Raw genomic sequence first — 22,271 nt, 5'->3', positions numbered from 1 at the left:
CCCGAGGATGCCTGGAGAACAGCTTCCGACTCCGACGGCGCGCTGATCCCAACCTGTGCCCCTTACGGCGCGTCAATAGATCCGGTCGGGGGCTACTCACTGATGTTGGTGATGGTGAGGGGCGACTTGGCAGCTTGATCTTAAGTTTGACCGATTAACGCAATTAAGCCTGAATGAGAGTTAAATGAGGATTGGTATCGTATTGCTCCTAGCGGGCGCTTCCACGTTGTTCGCGCCGGACGGTGCGACGGCAGAGACGAGCGCGCAGGGTCCACTGCCGTTCTGCCAGGTCGAACGGCTCCAGGAGATTGACAAAAACTGGGAAATGAGCATAGTGACTGCGGCCGATCCGAGTGGCCGCTATATCGCCGGTCGTGGTTATCCTGAGGATAGCGGCTATCGTCGGGTGCCTGTGGTGTGGGACCGTGGAGAGCCGACTGCGGTAGACATTCCTGGCATTGATCAGTCGATCAGAGATATGAATGCAGCCGGAGTCGCTGTGGCTTCGAGCTACGACGAGCAGACCTGGGAACCGCTAACGCCGTGGATCATTCGCGATGGTCGACTGGGCGCTCTGCCCGGGGTCGCCTCGGGGACGGCTAACGGGATCAACGAACGTGGCGACGTGGTGGGAGAGACGGCGGACCGGCAGCCCGTCAAGTGGCCCGCCATTGGAACCGGCAACGGCGTGGCTGTGCTACTGCCGATGCCCAAGGGGGCCACCTGGGCCCAGGCGCACGACATCGACGAGGACGGCACTATCGTCGGCTTTCATGGTGATGTCGATGGGGCTGAACGGGCTCACGTCTGGACGCCTGATGGCGAGATTGCCGTGCTGCCGCCGCTACCGGGTGCCGCAGAACAGAGTGCTGCGTTCACTATTCGCGGAGGATGGATCACTGGCCGCGCGTTGTCTGAGGACGGCACCTGGCAGCAAGCGCGTTGGCGATTGACGGATGAGCCGCAGACTTTTCCCAGGTTCGATTATTTGGCCGGCGCAAATGCTTCAGGATGGCTTGTTGGTTCCGCGTTCGAGCAGAGGGCGCTGCTCTGGGCCGGGTCACGGTATGTCGAGCTGCCCGGCCTCGCGGCCCTAGGCGAATACGGGTCCGACTTGGCAACCGAGATCAGCGACAATGGTCGGACGATCGCTGGTTATGCAACGGATGAAGAGGAGGCCCTACGCGCCGTCCGATGGACGTGTTCCTGAACCGTTTCTGGCCTGGTAGAGGCTGCTGGTGACACGTTCGTCACCGGACAGGGCCGTATGGCTGATGCACCGGCACCCACTCCATCGCGATGGTCAGCACCCGCATGACCGGGCTGCGCCCAGTGGTCAACGACGACCCTGCTGGCCAAGGTCTATGGAGCACTGGCGCTGATGTGCGCTCAGGGGAAGTCGGCGCCCGACATTGCTCACCTGCTCAGACCAGCGAGGACTACATGCGGGATGTGGTCAACGAGCGGGGGGTCGAGGCGCTGTCTCCGAGTGGAGCGGGGGCGCACCGAGACGGATCGATGAGCAGACCCGTGACTGGATCTGCGTCGTCGCCTGGTGCGCCACCCGTTTCCTCGCCCGGCCGTTTGCCTGCTGGTCACTGGCCAAGCTGCGCGACCAACCTCATCGCCGCTGGGTTACGTCTCGGCGATCAGCATCGAGACCATCCGACGGATCCTGCACGAACGTGGGGTGATGTGGCGGGCCACGAAGACGTGGAAGGCCAGGAGCGACCCCGACCTCACGGCCAAGATGCGCCGCATCCTGGATCTCTGCGACCACCCACCCGTCGACGGGTGGGTGCTCTGTGTCGACGAGTTCGGCCGATGGACCTGCAACCCCGCCCCGGTCGCCTCGACGATTTGGGTGGTCACCGAAGCTGTCCGCCGAACTAATCTCCATCACAGTCGCCCAGACCTTGTTCGGTGACCGCTTGGAGAGCCGTTGAATGCGTTTCTGCCTCGCATCTGCCCGGGGCGTTTCCTGCCCGCCCGGCCAGGCCGGCTGCCGATAGCGAGTCACTCGGTGGTGAGCGGGTCTGCAGCCCCGCTCACCCGTTACAGGTTGCGCTCGGCGTAAACCTTCATCGCATCGCGGACCAGCGCGGCGGTGCCGGTGCCGTTCTCGGTGGTGTCGTACGCCGCCGTGTAGCGCGGGTCGGACACGTACAACTCGCCGAGCCCGATGAAGTACTCCTTGGTCGGCGTCGTCGATCCACCCGACAGCCAGTCGTACAACCGCTGGGTGATCGCCTGCACCTGGTCGCTGTCGGCTGCTGCCCCGGCGCGGTGTGCCGCGCCGAAGTCCTGCCCGATCTCGATCTGGCGCTTCTGGAACGCTTTCTTTTCAGCCGCGCTGAGTGAGCGCCACCAGTGGTCGCCCTTGGCGTAGGCCTCGCGGCCCCAGCGTTCGGTGACTTCCTGCTCGTGCTCGGTGTGGTCGAAGCCGCCGAACATCTCCTCAGGCATGAGGGGTTCGCCTCTTTTCGTCTTTCGTAGGGTCATCTTCACCGACTCGATCTGTCGTGTGATCCGCTCGCGTTCGTGCTCGAGCAGTTTCAGATGGCTATGTAGCGCTCCGACCCTGTCCTGCCGGCCCCCGTCGAGGACTTCGGCAATCGCGGGCAGCCCTAGGTTGAGCTCCCGCAACAGCAGAATCCGCTGCAGGCGCAGCAATGCCTCCTGGTCGTAGTACCGGTACCCATTGCGGCCGATTCGGCTCGGCCGCAACAGACCGATGTCGTCGTAGTGACGCAGCGTGCGACTGGTTGTTCCGGCCATGCGCGCAACGTCCTGAATCATCCAGTCCACGCCGATCCACCCTCTAACTCGTCGGTGTGAAATGAACGGTAGAGGTTGACGTGGCGTCAAAGTCAACGTGTGCTCAGGGTGCGGTTCACTACTCGCGGGCTGGTGTCGTGGGCCGTCAATTCGCCGGCCCGCACGTGGGGCGCCGTCCAGGCTGGCTTCGCACCGCTGTCGCCGAGCAGCGACACGCTCCTACTGCCTGCGGCCCACTTGACCACGACGACGACGGCTCATTGCTGCCTGCGGCGTGTACGGAGGCCGCGACTTCTCGGCCGTAGACGTGAGCCGTCCCCGCGCGCCGGTTGGCGCGCGGCACCGATCGCCTGGCGCGACGTTGGCCCGTCGGTCGCCCGCTGGCGGGCGGATGTGAGGTGAGGGCGGCACGAAGGCGGTGTGAATGCCCTGCCGCCTACGTTGGAGAGGTCAAAACGGGCGACGGGGCCGAAGAACGCTGAACCCGCCCGCGGAGTGTTCCTGCAGAGAGGCATCGCATGGCAATTCGATCGATGAAAGACTCGGGACGACGGGGCCGTTCGGTCCTGCGGGGCGCCGCCACGGTCGCGTTGGCTGCGGGAATGCTCGCCGGGCTGCCGGGCGTGGCGGCGGCGGATCCTGTCGACGACTCGGGCGACCACTGCGTGATCGTCCTCGACAGGCTCAAGCCCGGTCAGACCGAATCGGATGTCGTCGCACAGAAGTGCAGCGACGATCCAGCAGACCTCAGCCACGTCGGCACGATGGCGCTGACGCCGCTGGTCACCTTCTACGAGCACGCCGGATACGGGGGCAAGTCGCGACAGCTCTCGGGTGAGGCCGGCACCTGCGATGCTGCGGGCTACGGTTTCAGCAGCCTGACCTGGGACTACCAGGGTGGGAAGTTCGTCAGCTCGTTCGTGACCCACGGTGCCTGCAATCAGGTCCGCGGCTTCTACAACACGCAGTACTCAGGTTACACCGAGAGGTACACCGGCAGCCGGTCCTACGTCGGCGACCGGCTCAACGACCACATCTACTCGATGACGGTGTGGAACGGCTGACACGCGCCCGGCCCGGCGCCCTCATCCGGAGGCGCCGGGCCGCTGTGTTCTCCCGTCTCGCCCAGCGTCAGCAGGTGAGGCCCCGCCGGGGCTTCGACGGTCAGGCCGGTCCTGCGCTGACCCACCTGGGTACTGTCTACCGTCGTCCGCCCGACCGGGGCGCCAGCCGTCCGGCACGCGCAGTCAGCCCTGCCGGGATCCTTACATCGAAGCCGACCACGACCTCCAGTTCGGCCAGGGTCTCGTCGCCGACGTCGACCCGCCGCAGCGTGTGGGGCAGGCCACGGGCGGCATCAGGGATGACGTAGGCGTCACGGGCGTCGGTCTTCGCCGCACCGGGGTGCAGGTCCGCGATGCGGCGTATGGCCAGGCCGGGCAGGTGGGCCATATGATGCCCGCAAGCCCGAGCCACCGCGACCGGCAGGGCGCCGATCGAGGCCGGCTGATCACCACCAGAACGCACCGTGACAGGCGAGCTTGTCGAACGGCTGCCGCAGCTGGGCCTCGGTGCTAGTGCCCTGACCACGAACGTTCAGGGTGTTGGGGTCAGGCTGCGCGTGCGGCGGGTTGGCCCCAGCGTCGTTGTCGTTCGCTGCGGATCCGGGCGCGTTCGCGCCGTTGGGCGGCCAGGACGTCGGGGTGGCGGGCGTTGGCGTTGCGCCAGCGCAGGTAGGCCTGCAGCCGCCGGGTCAGCACGGGGTGGTTGGGGTGGTTGGAGCCGGCGATGACGAAGGTGCGTAGCGGCCCGAACTGGGCTTCGATCGGGTTGGCCCAGGAGGCGTAGGTCGGGGTGAAGCAGAGCTCGACCTTGTTCCAGGCCGCCCACCTGCGGATCTTGAGGCCTTTGTGCGCGGACAGGTTGTCCAGGATGATGTAGATCGGCGCGCCGTCCGGCCGGGCGGCGCGGATCGACTTCATGGCGGCGAGGGTGTTCGCGGCGCTCTTGCGGCGCCGCACGACGCCCCACAGTTGGTCGTCGCCGACGCTGTAGCAGCCGTGGAACTGCCGGACGCCGTGCAGCTTGTGGTAGTTCGCAGGCAGCCGGTGCGGATGGCCGGCGGGCGCCCACCCGGCGCCGGCCTGAGGGCTGATCACCAAGGGCGCGAACTCGTCGAACGCGAACACCCTCTGCGGGAAGTGGATGCTCACGTACTCGATCCGGGCGAGCTTGACGTCCCGGTCAGGGTCGGTGGACTCCTTCCACGTCTTGGTCTGCTGGAAGCTGATCTGGTGCCGGTGCAGGAGCTGCCGCAGCCGTTCCCGCCCGATACGGATCCGGCGGGTGGAGTGAACGCGCAGGTGGTCGGCGAGCTTGCGGATGCTCCAACGGATGAACGGCCGCCCCAACGCTTCAGGGCGGGTGTTGGCCGTCTCGACGATGAACTGTTCCTCGTCGCTACTGATCTGGCGGGGACGGCCACCCGCCCACTGAGGGTCCAGGCTGGCCATCCCCATCTCGTTGAACCGGTGGATGACCTGCCGGATCGTGTCCTCATCAGCCTGCACGAGACGAGCGATCGCCGGCACCGTGTTCCCACCGACCGAGGCGAGCACGACCATGGCCCGCCGTAACCGGATCGGCGAGCCGGTACCTCTACGAGTGATCCTCAACAGCTGCTGACCCTCTTGGTCACTGAGCCGCCGCACGCGAACGGGTTCTGCCACCAGCACAGCCTGAACCACCCACGCCGCGCTTCCGGCACGCCGGACGGCGTGTCATCCAACACCGTGAACGTTGTTGGTCAGGGCACTAGGCAAGCCGCGACGTGGGCGGACTGCCGGCAACCACGTTACGAAGAGATCGACCCCAACCAGGGCAGCCGTGTCCCTATCGGCGGTCCACCGACGCCCCTGCCTTCAACACCGGCGCCCGCTACAACCAGCCCGGTGAATCCACCGCCTACCGTCTCCGCTGACTCGCCGCCGACCGTCGCGGTGAACCCACCGCCGACTATGCCTACCGATCCGAACTAGGAGGCGATGCGGGAAGGGGCCCAATCGGAGATCATCGGGAACAGATCCAGCACAACCGGGGCATGAAGGGCTGTCAACCGCTGTCAGGCAACGGAGGAGTTCGCCCACCTGGCGCAACCGCTCCCAGCTGATCGCGGACGTGGAACGGCTTCTGAACGGGCTCTGCCCGCACACCAGCGCCCGTACTGCAACTACGACCCCCCGAACGGGCAGAACCGGTCGCGTTCCTGCAGCGGAATTTCCAGGCACTGCGTGCCGCCTTCGACCTGGGATGGCTGATCGCCCACGCCCACCTCGTCACCTGAACCGTCGCCAACGATGAGCTCAGCAGGAGGCGGTCGTGGCCAGCGGAAGCGCCGGCCGAGCAACTCCGCTCTGCCGGCCGGCGTGGTCCTGCACCTGGCCGACCAGATCGGCGAGCGGCTGAGTATCTGACTTTCGTCGGTGTCCGCCCAGGTCGGACATAGGTAGCGTGACCGCCGTGCGGATCGTCGACTCGTCGCCGCCCGGGTGGTTGGACCGGCGGCGTCGCTTGCTGTGGGACCTGTTGCTCTGGGCGGTGGTGGCCGCCCCGATCGGCTTCGCCGGTTTCAGCCCGCCCTATTCGGAGTACGCGTTGCCGCTGGTCGTCGGCAAGCTGGTGCTGCTCGGTGTGGCGGTGCTGCTGACGCGTCGGCGGGCACCGTTGGCGGCCCTCGTACTGGTGGTGCTCGGGTCGGTCGTCGATGGCAACTTCGTGTTCGCCATCCCGGTCTTCAGTTATCTCGCCGGGCGGCGGAGCGCCTCCGCGGTCCCGGCGGCCGGGGTCTTCGCGCTGATCGCGGCGGGGGGCACCGTGCTCAACCTGGGCGTGCTCGGCGCCGGGCCGGCCACCTGGTTCCTACTCGCCTCGGTACTTCTCTTCGCCGCGGTGTTTCCCTGGTTGGTCGGGCGGTACCGGCGTCAGCAGCAGGAGTTGGCCGACGCCGGTCGGCGGCACGTGGAGGCTCTGACCCGCGAGGAGCGCGGCGCCGCCGAGCGGATCCGGCTGCGGGAGCGGGCCCGCATCGCCGGGGAGATGCACGACTCCCTCGGTCACGACCTCAGCCTGATCGCGATGCGGGCCGCCGCGCTGGAGGTCGCCGCCGACCTCGACGACAGCCATCGGGCCGCGGCGGGGGAGCTGCGGGCCAGTGTCTCCGCCGCCACCGAGCGCCTGCACGAGATCATCGGGGTGCTCCGGGAGGAGGGGGCGGCGTCGGTGCGTCCGAGCGGGGAGAGCGTCGCCGACCTGGTCGAGGGTGCCCGGGAAGCCGGCATGGCGGTACGGATGGAGGCTGCCCCGGCGGTCGCGGATCTGCCGACGATGACCAGCCACGCGGCCCACCGGATCGTCCGTGAGGCGCTGACCAACGCCGCCCGGTACGCACCAGGGGCCCCGGTCGAGGTGCGCCTGACCCGTGACGGTGACCGGGTCGAGGTCGCCGTCGTCAACGACGCTGCGCCGGCGGGGCCGCTGCCCGCTCCACCGTCGCAGGGCAGCGGGCTGCTCGCCCTCGCCGAACGGGTCCGTCTCTCCGGTGGAACGCTGCACGCCGGCCCTCTCACCGAGGGCGGCTTCGTCGTACGGGCGGCGTTGCCGGCGACCGCGCCACCGGTGGAGGCGGTCGAGAGCGGCGACCAGCCCGGTCCGGCGGAGCTGCCGGTGGACGCCGAGCGGCGGCTGCACGACGCCCGCCGACGGGTTCGCCGCAGCCTCCTGGTGGCGCTCACGGCGCCGGCTGGCTTCGCCCTCGTGCTCTGCCTCGTCTACTACCCGGTGGCGACCGCAGGGACGGTGCTGGACCGGGCCACCTTCGACCAGATGCGCGTCGGCACGGCCCGTTCGGAGCTGACCGGGCTACCCCGGCGGAAGCTTGACCGCCCCACCCCGATCGACCGGGCGGACTGCGAGTACTACACCGACGGCAACTTCCCCCTGGCGCAGCCGACCTGGCGGCTGTGTTTCACCGATGGCCGGCTGGTCAGCAAGGAGTGGATCGCGTAGTGAACACCGACACGACCGCAACGGTTCCGGTCCGGGTTGTCGTGGCCGACGACGAAGCGATGATCCGTGCCGGTGTCCGGGCCATCCTCACCAGCGATTCCGACATCGAGGTGGTCGGCGAGGCCGGCGACGGGCACACGGCGGTGGAGCTGGTCCGCGCGTACCGACCTCGGGTCGCGCTGCTGGACATCCGGATGCCGCGGCTGGACGGGCTGGCCGCCGCTGCCGAGATCCGCCGGGTCGTCCCGGACACCGCGACGATCATGCTGACCACGTTCGGCGAGGACGATCACGTGGCCCGAGCGCTCGGGCACGGCGCCAACGGGTTCCTGCTCAAGGCCGGTGACCCGCGTGAGTTGATCGCGGGCGTGCACGCCGTCGCCGACGGTGGCGCGTACCTGTCGCCGCAGGTGGCCCGCCGGGTGATCGAGCTGGGCGCTGGCCGGTTGGCCCGCCGGCCTGCCGCCCGGGACCGTACGGCCGGTCTGACCGAGCGGGAACGGGAGGTGCTGGCCCTGGTCGGGGCGGGGCTGTCCAACGCTGAGATCGCCCGCCGGCTGCACCTGGTCGAGGGCACCGTCAAGAGCTACCTGACCAGCATCTTCACCCGCCTCGACGTGCGCAACCGGGTGCAGGCGGCGATCCTCGGGTACGAGGCGGGGCTGGTCGACGGCTGAGCGGGGTGGTAGGCCCCCGCTCAGCCGCCGCCGTCAGGCGTCGCGACGGCGTAGCGCGGCCCGGCCCAGCAGGAGCGCGGTACCGGCCCACGCGGCGAGCAGGAGCAGCCCGACCAGGCGGGGGTACGGCTCGGTGTCGCCGGCCAGGAAGTGCGCTCCGGCCACGCCGGGGAACACGTCGGCGATCCGGTTCAGCACGTCGATGTCCGGCTCCTGGAGGGACAGCGGCACGATCATCAGGGTGGCGAGCAGGACGGTGATCGTGAGCACCGCGCCGCGCAGGGCGGCGCCGAGGCCCAGGGCGAGCACACCGACAAGCGTCAGGTAGGCCGCCACCGCCACGATGTCGCCGATCGTGCCGGCAACCGGGGAGCTGCTCCACTCGCCGAGCACCAGCCGGGCCACCAGGGCGCCGACGCCGCCTAGCACCAGACCGAGGGCGAAGGTGACCGCGCCGGCGACGGCGGCCTTGGCCAGCAGTACGCGACCACGGGACGGGGTGCACTGCAGCGTGGTCCGGATGGTGCCACCGGTGAACTCGGCGGTGATCGCCAGCAGGCCGAGCGCCAACACCACGTACTGGGTCAGCTCGACCGAGTCGATCAGCACGCTGCCGACGGTGACAATTCCCCGATCGTCGGCCGGATCGTCGTTGGTGTTGGCGACGAGCGCGTAGATCGCCACTTGCGCGGCGGTGCCGGCCATCACCACTAGCCCGGCGAGCGCCGTCCACCAGGTGGTGCGTACCGAGGACAGCTTGGTCCACTCGGCGGCCACCGCACTACGCAGGAGGGCGGGCCGGGCGGTGGGAGTGGTGTCGATGTTCATCGGACCCCTCCTTTGGTCGGTCCGCCCGCGTACTCGAGGCTGTCGGCGGTCAGCTCCATGAACGCCTGCTCCAGCGACGCGCTGTGCGGGCTCAGCTCGTGCAGTCGTACCCCCAGCTCGTGTGCCAGGTCCCCGACGCGGTCGGCGGTGGTGCCGGTCACGGTCATCTCGTTCCGGTCGGCGGCCTGCACGTCCGCCCCGGCAGCGGTGAGGCGCGCGGCGAGGGCGGCGAGCCCGTCCGGGTGCGGGCTGCGGACCCGGACCGCGACTGCGCTTCCGGCGATGACCTCGGCGATCGGCGCGTCGGCGAGCAGTCGCCCTCGACCTATCACCACAAGCTGGTCGGCGGTGAGCTGCATCTCGCTCATCAGGTGACTGGAGACGAAGACCGTCCGTCCCTGGTCGGCCAACGAGCGCATGAGCTGCCGCACCCACCGCACCCCGTCCGGGTCAAGGCCGTTCACCGGCTCGTCGAACATCAGCACCGGCGGGTCGCCGAGCAACGCGCCGGCGATACCGAGCCGCTGACCCATGCCGAGAGACAGCGTCCGACCCGGCTTGCGGGCGGCCCGCGCGTCCAACCCCACGGTGTCCAGCACCTCGTCCACCCGCCGGGTGGGGATGCCGTTGCTGCGGGCCATGGCCAGCAGGTGCGCCCGGCCGGACCGGGTCGGGTGGATGGCCCGGGCGTCGAGCAGCGCCCCCACCTCATGCAGCGGCCGACGCAACTCCCGGTACGCACGCCCACCGACCAGGGCCTGCCCGGCACTGGGGCGGTCCAGCCCGAGGATCATCCGCATGGTGGTGGACTTGCCGGCGCCGTTGGGGCCGAGGAACCCGGTGACCCGGCCGGGCGCGATGTCGACGGTAAGCGCGTCGACCGCGACGGTCGCCCCGAACCGTTTCGTCAACCCACGTAATGTGATCATGCGCTGACGCTAGGCGTGTGGCCCCTGCTGCACCGCCCCCAAACGGCATCATCCGACCTTGACTTTCGTCAGGTCCACCGCCGGTCGGTCACTGCACGTAGTCCTTCAGCAGTACCGGCCTGAGCCCGGCCCGGTTATTCGCCGTCGACACCGCGAGCAGGTCGTCCATCAGTGTCGGCCGGAAGCGCATGAGCAGCACGTCCCGGGGCCGGACCACCATCTCGGCCACAACAATGCGGTGCCCTCTGGCCGGTGGCGTGTCGTCGTCTCTTGACTGGGACGGCACCGCGCCGGCACACCGGAGCGGGATCTTGCGATCGGGACATTACGAAAGTCAGTGCACCCGCGGGCCTTTTGGGTGCGGTGCGGCTCTCGACTGGCGCCTACCGTCCCTCTGCACAACGGAAGCCTCAGGGGGCAATATGAACAGGTTCGTCAGGTCGTCAGATCGCTTCGATGTGGCACCGGTGTCGAGGCCGTCCGTACTACCCGCTTCAGCGGTGGTCAGCGGACGAGCCTTGTTGCTGGTTTGGGCGCTGTTGGCGGCGCTGCTGCCCGGCGCCCCGGTCGCGGCCCAGCCTCCGGCGCCACCGGCGCTGCATCTTCCAACGCCTACTGGCGCTTACCCGGTCGGTACCACCTGGCTGCATCTGACCGACGCCGCACGGTCCGACCCTTGGCGGCCCGAGTCGCGTCGAGAGCTGATGGTATCGCTGTGGTACCCGGCGGTGGCCGCACCGGGCGCGCGGGCACCCTACACCACTGCAGCGGTTTCCGCCCGAATCATCGCCGCCGAGGGGCTACCGCTCCCGCCGGACCTGCTCGCCACCGTACGCACCAGCGCTCGCCGCGATGTACCGGTCCGGCCGGTGGCTCGCGGTTGGCCATTGGTGGTCCTCTCACCGGGGTTCAGTCTCAGCCGGGAATCGCTGACAGGACTAGCCGAGGACCTGGCCAGCCGGGGATACGTGGTGGCTGGTGTGGATCACCCGTACGAGGCGTGGGGGGTGGAGTTCCCTGACGGCCGGGTCGCCGACTGTCTCGCCTGTGAGCTGTCGGTGCCGGACACTGCTGCCCGGCTGATCGAGGGACGGGCGGCCGATGTGGCTTTCCTCCTGGACCGACTCACCGGGCCACGTCCGGCGTGGCAAGGCGCTCGATTCATCGATCCGACGCGCATCGGTATGGTCGGGCACTCCATCGGCGGCGCCAGCGCCACCCATGCGCTTCGCGCCGATCGGCGGATCGACGCTGCCGTCAACCTGGACGGCACCCTCTTCCTGCCGATCCCAGCAGGCGCAGTGACCAAGCCGTTCCTCCTGATCGGCTCGGATCGGCCAACCGATGCGAGCTGGCTGCGTGACTGGCCTGGGCTGACCGGCTGGAAGCGGTGGCTCACTGTCACCGGCAGCGGGCATCTCTCATTCACCGACCGACCAATCCTCGGCGCTCAACTCGGCATGGACCCGGGCGTGATCCCAGCGGACCGACAGATGCTGGTCACCCGCGAGTACGTGGCGGCGTTCCTGGACCAGCATCTGCGCCACCGGCCTCGGCCCCTGCTCGCCGCACCGAACGAGGCCTATCCCGAGGTGCTCTTCTGCGACGCAGCAGCATGACCATGCATGACGGGTCACGAGCGTTCGGCCGACCCGCTATTTGCTCACAAGCTTTCCTATCGGGTTGGCGCTGGACAGCAGCGCGTTCTGAGCCTCCCGCCAGGTGGGGTCGCCCGGGATCAGCTGCGCCCGCAGGTACGCGCCGGTGAGGTGGGCCACCGCTTCGACGCGTGCCGGGTTCTCGTCGGAGGTCTCGGCGGCGTCGAACCCCGAAATTCCCCCGAGCATGTGCTCTGCGCCGTGGACGGTGAGGAGGGTCTTGGGTGCCGGTGCGAGCCGGTACGGGTCGGTGTGCCATGGCGAGCCGAGCACGGTGAGGTGTGGTGAAGGGTCGTTGTCGCCGGCCACCACGAGGGCGGGGGCGGTCATGGTGGAGAAGTCGGTGGTCAGCAGGAAGGGATAGTGCCGGGTGGCCGTGGCGCTGAGCGCCTCGCCTCCGCGGCCCGGAGCGGCGAGCAGGGCACCTGTGGTGATACGCGCGTCGCGAACGTCCACCGTGTCACCGGTGTTCGGGTCGTTGAGCCGGGCACCGAGCAGCAGGCTGGCCGTGTGCCCGCCCATGGAGTGCCCGACGACCGCCACTTTGCGGTGGTCGACCCGGCCGGCAATCGCCGGAACGGCGGCTTCCAGGACGGCGAGGGCGTCCAGGATGCGTGTCATGTCCAGTGCGCGTTCACGCCAGAACAACGGCATTTCCGGATGGTTCTTAAGGCTCGGGTGCCCTTTCAGGGTGGCCGAACTCAGGTGTGTCGGTTGCACGACGACGAAACCCCGTGCGGCGAGGTGCTGGACGAGCGGGGCGTAACCGTTGAGCGAGGACAGGTTGTTCGACGGTCCCTGCCCGTGCGACAGCAGCAGTAACGGCAGGTGGTTACCGGTGGCCGGTGCCGTCACCCGCACCTGCAGCTCGACCGGTCGCCCCGGCGCGGGCAGGACAAGGGGACTGACGGATACCACGACCGCCGAGCGGGTCGACGAGCCGTTGATCGAGATGGGCGTCATACGGGGCTGCTTTCTGTTCTTGCCGGGTCGTAGGTCAGAACATGCGCGGCGAGCCCGAGCCGTTGCGGGACGTTCGCCCGTCGCGGCGCGTCCGGCACCGGCTTGGTGGGTGGCTCCGCGGCTCAGGCGGCCGGTCGGCGGCGTAGGGACGCGTCGAGCAGGGCGGGCGGAGTGTCGTTCTTCTCCGCGGGAGCGAGGTCGACGCCGGGGGCGACGATGGCGTCGACCGCGTCGAGGACGTCAGCGGACAGGATCGTGTCCGCCGCGGCGAGCTGGGAGTCGAGGTGTTCCAGCGTGCGAGGACCGATCAAGGCGGCGGTGACGGCGGGATGGGCGGTCACGAAGCCCAGCGCGAGCTGGATCATCGTAAGACCCGCCTCATCGGCCACCTTGGCCAGCTGCTCGACCGCCTCAAGCTTGGCGCGGTTGGCCGGGACCGCGGTGTCGAAGCGCGTGGGCATCATCGTGGAGCGGCTCGTCGTCACCTCCTTGCCCTGGCGCACCGCTCCGGAGAGCCAACCGGAGGCGAGCGGGCTCCACACCAGCACGCCGAGCCCGTACTGCTCGGTCACCGGCAGGATGTGGGATTCGACGCCGCGCTGCAGGATGGAATAGGCGGGCTGTTCGGTGACGTAGCGCCCCAGATGGTGAGTGCGGGCGGCCCACTGCGCCTCGACGATGCGGTAGGCGGGGAAGGTCGAGGAGCCGAAGTAGCGGATCTTGCCCGCCCGCTGCAGGTCGGTCAGCGCGGACAGGGTCTCCTCGTCGCTGGTGGCCGGGTCCCAGCGGTGGATCTGGTAGAGGTCGACGTGGTCGACGCCGAGCCGGCGCAGGCTGTTGTCCAGCTCGGTGACCAGCCAGCGGCGCGAGCTGCCCCGGGCGTTGGGGTTGTCGCCCATCGGCAGGGCGACCTTCGTGGCCAGCACGATGTCCTCGCGGCGGCCTGCGATGGCCTTGCCGACCATCTCCTCAGACTGGCCGCCGCTGTAGGCGTCGGCGGTGTCGATGAGATTGATTCCGGCCGTGAGGGCGGCCTCGACGATCGCGGTCACCTCCTCCTGGGTGGTGCGGCCTATCCGGCCGAAGTTCATCGCCCCCAGCGCGAGGGAGCTGACTTGGACACCGGTGTGACCCAAGCTTCGATATTGCATGGCCTTCTCCCTGATCCGGATGGCCAGGCCGCAAGATTCGAGACGACCGCCAGTGGCGTTGTGGGTGGCGTCCTGAGCCTGGCATGATTAAGTGGAACGCGGCTCCAATTCAACATACGGAACATTGCTCCGCTTAACAAGGTGGGTGGGTGTGACGGGCGGCACGAACCAACAGGGCACGGCGCGGCCGCGCCGCGCTGACGCCCGCCGCAACGAGCAGGCCGTAATCGACGCCGCGGCCCGTCTCTTCGTCGCCTCCGGGATCGAGGTGCCTGTCCGCGACATCGCCGCCGCAGCGGGAGTGGGGATGGGGACCCTCTATCGCCGCTTCCCGACCCGGGCCGACCTGGTCGTCGCCGTCTACCGCCACCAGGTCGAAGCCTGCGCCGAAGCCGGTCCGGCCCTGCTCGCGCAGAGCGCCACGCCACGCGACGCATTGATCGCATGGGCGAACTTGTTTGTGGATTTCCTCGTCACCAAGCACGGACTCGCAGCAGCGCTGCAGGACCGGGATGGTTACGAAGCGCTGCACACGTCCTTCGTCGACCGCCTCGTTCCCGTCTGCCAACAGCTACTGGACGCCGCCAACTCCAGCGGGACGGGTGCCCCTCAAGTCGACGCCTACGAACTCATGCGCGGCATCGGCAACCTCTGCATCGGCGCCGGCAGCGACCCGCGCTACAACGCACGCCACCTGGTCACGCTCCTCATCTCGGGAGTGTTCGCACCACAGCAGAATTCATAGCGACGTGCACCCGGACTGCGCCGCAGCGCATGCCACCCGCGAGCACGCCGTCATGGCCAACCTGGCTGCTTGCCGTGCAGAGTGACGATCGCGAGCTGGTCAACACCTGGGTCATCGAGCGGATAGGTCTGCGCGACACCTATGCGCCCGGGGTCGGTGAGGAAGGTATCCGCGGCAGGCATCACGGACGGCTCTGTCGCCGCCGACCGCGCCGCCCTCGTCGACGCCGCGCTCTGCGCGAAGCGACAGGCATGGCAGGAGTACCGGCCGCATTGCTACCAAGGCGAAGGAGTCCGCGTGCACCATCTGTCAACGCATCCGCGTTGGGTACGAGGCCCTTTTGCTGCTACTGCTACTACAATGAGCGGTCGGATCGCGGGTTCGCTGTCACGTCAACACCGCGGATCGTTGCGATCCGCCATCCGTCAACACGCTTGGCTGCTGCTGATCGTTGACCCGCTGCCGCCGGCCGGACATCGCTGTCCGGCCGGCGGTACCTCTTGGAGGCACTTCATGACCCCGGGCGTGGCCGGATGGTGACGTAGTGCGGGGGATGGTCCTGTCGCAGTGGCGGGTACGGCTGCGCCGGGCGTTGGCCCTGCTGTCGATGATCGCCGTCGCGGTTGCGGGTTTCACGCTGCTCACCGGAGCGGCGGTGACCTCCCGTCTGGACACTGTGGGCACTGTCGCAGCCAACTACCGTCCGGTGTACGACCTTCTGGTGCGGCCCAAGGATGCGGTGCTGCCGCCGGAGCGGCAGCGCAATCTGGTCCAGTCGGGTCAACTGGCAGGAATGCGCGGCGGGATCACCGTCGGCCAGTGGCGGCAGATCCAGGCGGTGCGGGGCGTGTCGGTCGCGGCGCCGGTTGCCATGATCGGCTATGTGATGCGGACTGTACCGATCACTGTCGATCTGGCGGATCAGCTGGACCCGACCGTGGAGCGGCAGGTTCTACGGGTGCAGCCGACATGGGTGACAGACGCGGGGTTGAGCCAGATCCCGGACGGACCGGCATACCTGTACGTGACGCGTAACCGGCTGGATGTGGTGCCGAACAGCGAACTGGAAAGCGGCGGTGGGCTGCCGCCGCCGGAGGAGGTCGATGCCGACGGTCAACGGGTGAAGATCTGCCCGGCAGCGCCTTCTGTCGACGAGGGGGACTGGCTCCAACCGACGGATCTACGCGCCCGGTCGTCGTTGACCTGCATCGGCCACGCGGGATCGACGGATCGGGAGGGGAAGGCGATGCGCCCGGCCGTCACGCTGGTGTGGACGGTCCCGTTCCTGATGGCCGCGGTCGACCCGGACTCCGAGGCGGCGTTGGCGGGCCTGGACCAGGCAGTCACCAGCGGCCGTTACTTCACCTCTGCGGAAAGGCCGACGTCGCATCGCCTGGACGGAATGCTGTATCCCTACTCGAAGCTGCCAATCCTGATCGCGGACCGGCCCCAGATCGACGGGGCGCTCAGCATCGACGTGCAGCGGCTGAACCCGGGCGCGACTGAACTGGTCCGCACCGGCTCGGACGACCAGCGCCTCCGCGCGGACCTGGGAACTGAGTCCGGCTCGCCGGTCGCACAGAGGTCCATAGCGATTGACGAACCCTACCGGGACATCGTCGACCGGATGCTGCGCCCCGGACAGTTGGGCATCGAGTACGACATGGCAACGGCCAACACCATGTGGCTCCACTCGTTCTGGACCGTCGGGACACCGAGTACGGTGCAGGTCGAGGACGGCCTCAGCGCCCGACCGGCGCCGTACGATCTGAAGATCTGGGGCAAGGGCGCCGCCGACGGCGGTTCCTCGCGTCACGTTCCGATGGAGTTCGCCGACACCAGCGTCCGCGGTGGCGTCGCCATCCACCGCAACATGTCCCGCGAGTACGCCCCCCAGGCCGGGGGCATCAACATGCCTGATGCCGCGATGGGCGCGGTGGGCACCTTTGACCCGGCCAAGATCTCACTGGGCAGCGCGTTGTCGGCGGTGCCCATGGACACGTACTTCAACCCGGGCGCCGAGGGCGCCGACGAAGCGTCTCGGCAGGCGTTGGGCGGCCAGCGACTGGCCCCGAATGCGAACGTCACAGGCCTGCTGAGCCAACCACCGCTGATGCTCACCACCATGGCGGCGCTACCAGCGATCTTCGACCCCGGCGCCTATTCCACCGAGCCCGCCTACCCCGAATACCAGCTCAACACCTCCGCGCCGATAAGCGTGGTTCGGGTCCGGCTTGCCGGAGATGTAGGTGTCGACCTGATCTCCCGGGAACGGGTACGGGTCATCGCGGAGGAGATCGCGCAACGAACCGGCCTACAGGTCGACATCACGCTGGGATCCTCGCCCACCGCGATGACTGTGCACTACCCAGCCGGCAACTTCGGTCGTCCCGACCTCGCCGTGGCCGAACCATGGGTACAGAAGGGCGTCGCCGCCGTGCTCGTCCGCGCGGCCGACCGCAAGAGCGTGCTGCTGTCCGTACTGGTCCTCGCGGTGTGTGCACTGGCCGTACTCAACGCCAACACCGCCGCCATCCGCGCCAGACGTATCGAATTCGGCATCCTTACCTGCCTCGGATGGAACCGGCGCCACCTCCTCCAACTGATGTTCACCGAGATCGCCGGCATCGGTCTCGCCGCAGGTCTGGTGGGTAACGCGCTCGCGCTCGGGTTCGCATTCGCCCTCGGGCTGAACATCCCATGGAGCCACACACTGCTCGCCATCCCCGTGGCAGTGGCCCTCGCCCTGCTTGCCGGTGGCTGGCCGGCCTGGCGGGCCGCCCGTCCCGATCCGGGTGAGGTCATCCGGCCTGCGGTGCTGGGTGTCGCCGCACGTCGGCAGGCCCCGCGCCGGCTGGCGACCCTCGCGCTGGCCAACCTTGCCCGCACCCCCGGTCGAACCGCCCTCGGCGCGACAAGCCTGATGATCGGCGTCGCCGCGTTGACCATGCTGCTGGCGATCACGTTCGCTTTCCGTGGCGCGGTCTCCGGCACCCTGCTCGGCGACGCCGTCACCCTGCAAGCCCGCACCGTCGACTACATCGCCGTGGCGGTCACCATCGTGCTGGGCCTCGTGTCCGTCGCCGACGTGCTCTATCTCAACATCTCCGAACGCGCCGCCGAGTTCGCTCTGTTCGGCGCCGTCGGCTGGAGCGATGGCATGCTGAACCGCCTGGTCGTCGTCGAGGCCATCGGCATGGGCGTCATCGGCGGTACGCTCGGCGCCGCTGCCGGGCTCGGCGGGGCCGCGGCCTTCGCCGGGGGCATGACCGCCCCGATCGTCTGGTGTTCCGTGGCTGCCCTGGTATCCGGCGTCGCCGTCTCTGCCGTGTCGGTGGTGGTGCCGATCGCCATGCTTCGCCGACTGCCCACCGCCCAACTGCTTGCCGAGGGGTGAGCGGCAAAGGAGTAGCTCCGATGGAACGGACGTCAGCCGGGGCGCCGACCACGGTCGCCGCGCCGCTGGTGTGCCTCGCGGGCGTGCGGAAGACTTTCCCACTTCCCGGCGGCGCACCGCTGGTGGCGGTCAACGATGTCAGTCTCTCGATCGCCGCCGGTACCGCTGTCGCGTTGACCGGCCCGAGTGGCTCCGGCAAGTCGACGCTCCTGCACCTGATCGGTGCCATCGAGCGCAGCGACGGGGGCCGCATCGACGTTTGCGGCCAGCAGGTGACCGGCTTGTCCGGCCGGGCGTTGGCGGCGTACCGGCGACAGATCGGGTTCGTGTTCCAACGGTTCCACCTGCTGCCCACGCTCACCGCCCTGGACAACGTCATGGCGCCGCTGATTCCGTTCCGTACCGATTTCGACAAGGCCGCCCGCGCACGTGAACTGCTGGCGATGGTCGGGCTTGCCGACCGGACGGCCGCCCTGCCGTCGCGGCTCTCCGGCGGGCAGCAACAGCGGGTCGCCATCGCCCGCGCGCTCGTCAACCGACCGGCCCTGTTGCTGGCCGACGAACCCACCGGCAACCTCGACAGTCACACTGGCACCGCCATCGTGGACCTGCTGCTGAGCCTGCGCGACGAGTACGGCACCACACTCATCATGGCCACCCACGACACCGACATCGCCGCACGGTGCGACCGGGCCGTCCACATGCGAGACGGATGCCTCACCAGCCTGGACCAATGACGTCCGGCTCCTTGATCAGGAGTCACACCGCCCTGTGGTCGGATCATGCAGAGTCGCGTAGCACCAACTTCGTGGGCAGGATGACGGACGAGGGTTCGTGTCCCGCGATGAGGCCGACGAGCATCCGGGTCATTTCTCTACCCAGGGCTTGGACAGACTGGTGAACGGTGGTCAACGGCGGATCGGTTCGTTCGGCTTTGCCGAGGTCGTCGAAGCCCACGACTGCCACGTCGGCTGGCACGGACCGGCCGGCATCGATGAGGACGCGTAGGGCGCCCGCTGCCGTGTCGTCGCTGGCGGCGAAGATGGCGTCGAGGTCGGGGTGGCTGTCAAGCAGTGATTTCATCGCTGCGGCACCCCCGGCCTCGGTGAAGTCGCCTTCTGCCGTCGCGTACGGGACCAGCCCGGCCATGATCATCGCCTCGCGGTAGCCGCGGTGGCGAGCGCGGCCGACGTCGGTGGACATGGGGCCGGTAATGGTGACGATCCGGGTCCGGCCGAGGCCGATGAGGTGTTCGGTGGCGAGTCGCGCGCCGCCGAGGTTGTCGGAGTCGACGTACCACTGTGGCTCGAAATTCAGTGGCCGTCCGCCGTACACCGCGGGTAGACCGGCCCGACGCACGATGTGAGTCAGCGGATCGTCGCCGTGCAGGGCCATCAGCATGATGCCGTCGACGCCGCGCGTCTGCAGAAGGTTGGTCAGCCGGGACCGGCCCCGCACGGAACTGGCCAGGCACAGCAGCAGGTGAAGGTCGGTCTCCTCGAGCGCTGCGGACACGCCGACGATGACCTGGGCAAAGAACGGGTCGGCGAAAAGCTCGGGATCGTCATGGGAGACCGCGAGCGCGACGATCCCCGTCTGTTGGGTGGCCAGGGCACGGGCGGTGCGGTTGGGTAGATAGCCCATCTCCTTGATGGCGCGCTCCACGGCGTCGCGCGTGGCGCGGCTGACATGCGGCGCCTTGTTGATCACCCGGGACGCGGCGGAACGTGACACGCCGGCGCGTTCGGCCACCTCGTCGAGGGTCGGTTGCCGCCGGGGCCGCTGCGCTGCCATCGCGATGCCGAGTCCTTCCTGTCCGACGTCGGGCAGCCGCTACCGCCGCCGGTGCCGCCATCGCTTACCGGATCGTATCGGCCGGCATCGACGGCGTCGAGGTGGCTCACCGTCGTCATCAGACTGGAAGCGGTCCCAGTGGTTCCTGATTTCGATCTTGCCGTGGGGAGGGCCTCTCTTGACATCTGCCTGATATTTGCTGAACATCGGACGTTAACGCATGGACAGACATCGCTGGAAGCGCTTCCAGTCTCACTCAGAGGAGATCTGCACATGAAACGCTTCACCCGCCCCTGGGGAGTTGCCGCCGCTCTGGCGTTGGCGGTTCCCGCGATCCTGCTCGGGGCACCAGCTGCGCACGCGGATCCGGTCAGCCAGACCAGCGGCTTCTACGTCGACCCGAACTCGAGTCCAGCCAGGTGGGCGGCCGCAAATCCGGGCGACGGACGCGCCGCCGCCATCCGTACCGAGATCGCGCAGAAGCCGATGGCCAGATGGTTCGGCAACTGGAGCGGCGACATCGGGAGCGCGGTCGGGAGCTATGTGGGAGCCGCAGATGCTGTTGACAAGCTTCCGCTGCTGGTGGCCTACAACCTTCCCGGCCGGGACGCGTGCGGCGGCCACTCCGGTGGCGGCGCCGGCAGCGTCGCCGCCTACGACTCATGGATCGCCTCCTTCGCCTCCGCCATCGGCAGCCGTCCTGCCGTGGTGGTTCTCGAACCGGACTCCCTGGGCGACTTCAACTGCATGAGCCAGGCGCAGATCAATGACCGGGTGGGTATGCTCTCCCGCGCCGTCGGCCAGTTCCGGTCCAGGGCGGCCAACACCTGGGTCTACATCGACGCCGGCAATCCCCGCTGGGTCGACGCCCAGACGATGGCGCAGCGGCTCAACATGGCCGGCGTGCGCAACGCACGCGGCTTCGCGCTGAACGTCTCGAATTACTTCACCACCGGCGAGAACACCAACTACGGCAATCAGGTCGCCTCCGCGCTACAGAGATTCGGATACAGCAAGCCGTACGTGATCGACACCAGCCGCAACGGCAACGGCTCCAACGGTCAATGGTGCAACCCCGGCGGCCGCAGGATCGGCACACCCAGCCGGATGGGCGGCGGCGGGGAGATGCTGCTGTGGCTCAAGACGCCGGGGGAGTCCGACGGCAACTGCGGAGTCGGCGGCGGATCCAGCGCCGGGCAGTTCCTGCCCGAGGTGGCCTACAAGATGATCTACGGTTACTAGCGCAGCGCACGGAGAGCCTGGCGTCACACCCGGCCGATGCTCTCCGGGTCCTGCCGCACCAACGACGCCTCTCTGTGCCCAGACATCGGGCCAGAGAGGCGTCGGCCCTATCTGCGGCATGCGCGACTCCGATGCTCAGCCCTCGGATGTGAGGTCGGCGGTTCCCGTCAGGGTGGCGGTGACATCGAGGAGGTTCCGCAGTGCCGGTCCTTGACGGGTAGGCATCCATGCGACGACGGTTTCGGCGTGGTCGTCGGCCAGGGGCACGAACACGACCCCGGTACGTCGGATGCTGCGGGCTGAGCGGGTGAGGCGGGTGACTCCGACGCCTGCGGCGACGAGGCCGAGCAGATTCGGTACGCCGGCGGCGCGTTGGACGACCTTGGGGGTGAATCCGGCGGCGGCGAAGTCCTGGTCGTACTTGGCATGCCAGGGCGGCCACGACTCACGCGGCGTGAGCACCCATTTTTCGGTGGCGAGGTCGGACAGTCGCAGTACGTCGCGGGTGGCGAGTGGGTGGCCGGTGGGTAGCACCGCGCAGACCGGCTCGACAGCCAGCGCTCGAGTCGCCAGGTCGCTGACCAGGGGCGGGCGGGTGAACGCGGCGTCGAAACGGCCGGTACGCAGGCCGGCAACGAGTTCATCGATCGGCACGGTGTAGGTCTTCAGTTCCAGGCCGGGGAATCGCTCACGCATGGCTCGCACAACCGGCGGCAACATGTAGTTCGCAGTCGAGGTGAGAAATGCCAGGTTGAGGCGGCCCACCTCAGCGCGGTCAGCGCGCTGCACCACGACGACGGCGGTGTCGAAGCGGGCGAGGACGGCACGTGCCTCGGGCAGGAACACCTGCCCGGCGGCGGTCAGCCGGGTGCCCCGGGTATCGCGGTCGAACAGGCGCACACCGAGACCGCGTTCGAGGGCTCTGATCTGCTGCGACATCGACTGTTGAGCCAGGTTCAGGTGTTCCGCGGCGCGGCTGAAGCTGAGGTGCTCGGCCACGGCAACGAAGTAACGCAGCTGCCGCAGCTCGACGGTCACAGGCTAA

General features: G+C 68.5%; 18 protein-coding genes and 1 pseudogene. 9 read left to right on the top strand and 10 right to left on the bottom strand.

Annotated features, from left to right (window positions below):
• Window positions 1–184: 184 nt before the first annotated feature.
• Window positions 185–1,210: a hypothetical protein gene (locus tag Van01_RS26320; protein ID WP_204013008.1), complete on the top strand. Its 1,026-nt coding sequence runs from the start codon at window positions 185–187 to the stop codon at window positions 1,208–1,210.
• Between the two features lie 845 nt (window positions 1,211–2,055).
• On the opposite strand, the gene Van01_RS26315 is transcribed toward Van01_RS26320, so the two are convergent.
• Complete coding sequence (locus Van01_RS26315; protein WP_204013014.1) at window positions 2,056–2,799, bottom strand: MerR family transcriptional regulator; 744 nt, start codon at window positions 2,797–2,799, stop codon at window positions 2,056–2,058.
• A gap of 497 nt (window positions 2,800–3,296) precedes the next feature.
• On the opposite strand from Van01_RS26315, the gene Van01_RS26310 reads away from it, so the two are divergent.
• Window positions 3,297–3,842: a hypothetical protein gene (locus Van01_RS26310; RefSeq protein WP_204013005.1), complete on the top strand. Its 546-nt coding sequence runs from the start codon at window positions 3,297–3,299 to the stop codon at window positions 3,840–3,842.
• Window positions 3,843–4,005: 163 nt separating this feature from the next.
• Here Van01_RS26310 and Van01_RS26305 read toward each other — a convergent pair.
• A pseudogene (locus Van01_RS26305) lies at window positions 4,006–4,290 on the bottom strand (IS110 family transposase); the annotation flags it as partial.
• Window positions 4,291–4,388: 98 nt separating this feature from the next.
• A complete protein-coding gene (locus Van01_RS26300; RefSeq protein ID WP_239099310.1) occupies window positions 4,389–5,507 on the bottom strand; it encodes an IS630 family transposase in 1,119 nt (372 codons plus the stop codon).
• 790 nt (window positions 5,508–6,297) lie between these two features.
• Here Van01_RS26300 and Van01_RS26295 point away from each other — a divergent pair.
• Together Van01_RS26295 and Van01_RS26290 are read left to right on the top strand one after the other, a co-directional pair.
• A complete protein-coding gene (locus tag Van01_RS26295; RefSeq protein ID WP_239099309.1) occupies window positions 6,298–7,842 on the top strand; it encodes a sensor histidine kinase in 1,545 nt (514 codons plus the stop codon).
• Window positions 7,842–8,519 carry a response regulator gene (locus Van01_RS26290; RefSeq protein ID WP_204012999.1) on the top strand — a complete coding sequence of 226 codons (678 nt, stop codon included), beginning with the start codon at window positions 7,842–7,844 and terminating at the stop codon, window positions 8,517–8,519. Before Van01_RS26295 ends, Van01_RS26290 begins: the two co-directional genes overlap by 1 nt.
• Window positions 8,520–8,552: 33 nt before the next feature.
• On the opposite strand, the gene Van01_RS26285 is transcribed toward Van01_RS26290, so the two are convergent.
• The 3 genes from Van01_RS26285 to Van01_RS26275 all read right to left on the bottom strand — a co-directional run bounded on the left by Van01_RS26285 (window position 8,553) and on the right by Van01_RS26275 (window position 10,505).
• Window positions 8,553–9,347 carry an ABC transporter permease gene (locus tag Van01_RS26285; RefSeq protein WP_239099308.1) on the bottom strand — a complete coding sequence of 265 codons (795 nt, stop codon included), beginning with the start codon at window positions 9,345–9,347 and terminating at the stop codon, window positions 8,553–8,555.
• The gene (locus tag Van01_RS26280; protein ID WP_204012995.1) at window positions 9,344–10,276 is read right to left on the bottom strand and encodes an ABC transporter ATP-binding protein; all 933 of its coding nucleotides are present in this window, start codon (window positions 10,274–10,276) and stop codon (window positions 9,344–9,346) included. Before Van01_RS26280 ends, Van01_RS26285 begins: the two co-directional genes overlap by 4 nt.
• A gap of 88 nt (window positions 10,277–10,364) precedes the next feature.
• Window positions 10,365–10,505, bottom strand: a complete 141-nt coding sequence (locus Van01_RS26275) for a hypothetical protein (RefSeq protein ID WP_204012992.1) — start codon at window positions 10,503–10,505, stop codon at window positions 10,365–10,367.
• Window positions 10,506–10,980: 475 nt separating this feature from the next.
• On the opposite strand from Van01_RS26275, the gene Van01_RS26270 reads away from it, so the two are divergent.
• Window positions 10,981–11,895: an alpha/beta hydrolase family protein gene (locus tag Van01_RS26270; protein ID WP_204012989.1), complete on the top strand. Its 915-nt coding sequence runs from the start codon at window positions 10,981–10,983 to the stop codon at window positions 11,893–11,895.
• 36 nt (window positions 11,896–11,931) lie between these two features.
• Here the strand turns inward: Van01_RS26270 and Van01_RS26265 are convergent, their stop codons facing one another.
• On the bottom strand, window positions 11,932–12,897 hold the full coding sequence (locus tag Van01_RS26265) for an alpha/beta hydrolase family protein (RefSeq protein WP_204012987.1): 966 nt from the start codon (window positions 12,895–12,897) through the stop codon (window positions 11,932–11,934).
• A gap of 122 nt (window positions 12,898–13,019) precedes the next feature.
• The gene (locus Van01_RS26260; protein WP_204012985.1) at window positions 13,020–14,048 is read right to left on the bottom strand and encodes an aldo/keto reductase; all 1,029 of its coding nucleotides are present in this window, start codon (window positions 14,046–14,048) and stop codon (window positions 13,020–13,022) included.
• A 151-nt stretch (window positions 14,049–14,199) separates the two neighbouring features.
• Between Van01_RS26260 and Van01_RS26255 the strand changes: the two genes are divergently transcribed.
• The 3 genes from Van01_RS26255 to Van01_RS26245 all read left to right on the top strand — a co-directional run bounded on the left by Van01_RS26255 (window position 14,200) and on the right by Van01_RS26245 (window position 18,927).
• Window positions 14,200–14,793, top strand: a complete 594-nt coding sequence (locus Van01_RS26255) for a TetR/AcrR family transcriptional regulator (RefSeq protein ID WP_204012983.1) — start codon at window positions 14,200–14,202, stop codon at window positions 14,791–14,793.
• 553 nt (window positions 14,794–15,346) lie between these two features.
• Entirely contained in the window at window positions 15,347–18,190 is a 2,844-nt protein-coding gene (locus tag Van01_RS26250) for an ABC transporter permease (RefSeq protein ID WP_239099311.1), read from the top strand.
• A gap of 20 nt (window positions 18,191–18,210) precedes the next feature.
• Window positions 18,211–18,927: an ABC transporter ATP-binding protein gene (locus tag Van01_RS26245; protein WP_204012980.1), complete on the top strand. Its 717-nt coding sequence runs from the start codon at window positions 18,211–18,213 to the stop codon at window positions 18,925–18,927.
• 43 nt (window positions 18,928–18,970) lie between these two features.
• Here Van01_RS26245 and Van01_RS26240 read toward each other — a convergent pair whose 3' ends face one another.
• Complete coding sequence (locus tag Van01_RS26240; RefSeq protein WP_204012978.1) at window positions 18,971–19,984, bottom strand: LacI family DNA-binding transcriptional regulator; 1,014 nt, start codon at window positions 19,982–19,984, stop codon at window positions 18,971–18,973.
• 138 nt (window positions 19,985–20,122) lie between these two features.
• Between Van01_RS26240 and Van01_RS26235 the strand changes: the two genes are divergently transcribed.
• On the top strand, window positions 20,123–21,226 hold the full coding sequence (locus Van01_RS26235; RefSeq protein WP_204012975.1) for a glycoside hydrolase family 6 protein: 1,104 nt from the start codon (window positions 20,123–20,125) through the stop codon (window positions 21,224–21,226).
• A 135-nt stretch (window positions 21,227–21,361) separates the two neighbouring features.
• Here the strand turns inward: Van01_RS26235 and Van01_RS26230 are convergent, their stop codons facing one another.
• The gene (locus Van01_RS26230) at window positions 21,362–22,264 is read right to left on the bottom strand and encodes a LysR family transcriptional regulator (protein ID WP_204012973.1); all 903 of its coding nucleotides are present in this window, start codon (window positions 22,262–22,264) and stop codon (window positions 21,362–21,364) included.
• Window positions 22,265–22,271 lie beyond the last annotated feature (7 nt).

Origin of the sequence: Micromonospora andamanensis (assembly GCF_016863495.1) — a bacterium.
Taxonomy (GTDB): Bacteria; Actinomycetota; Actinomycetes; order Mycobacteriales; family Micromonosporaceae; genus Micromonospora; species Micromonospora andamanensis.
This window is presented reverse-complemented; position numbering and strand designations above follow the sequence as displayed.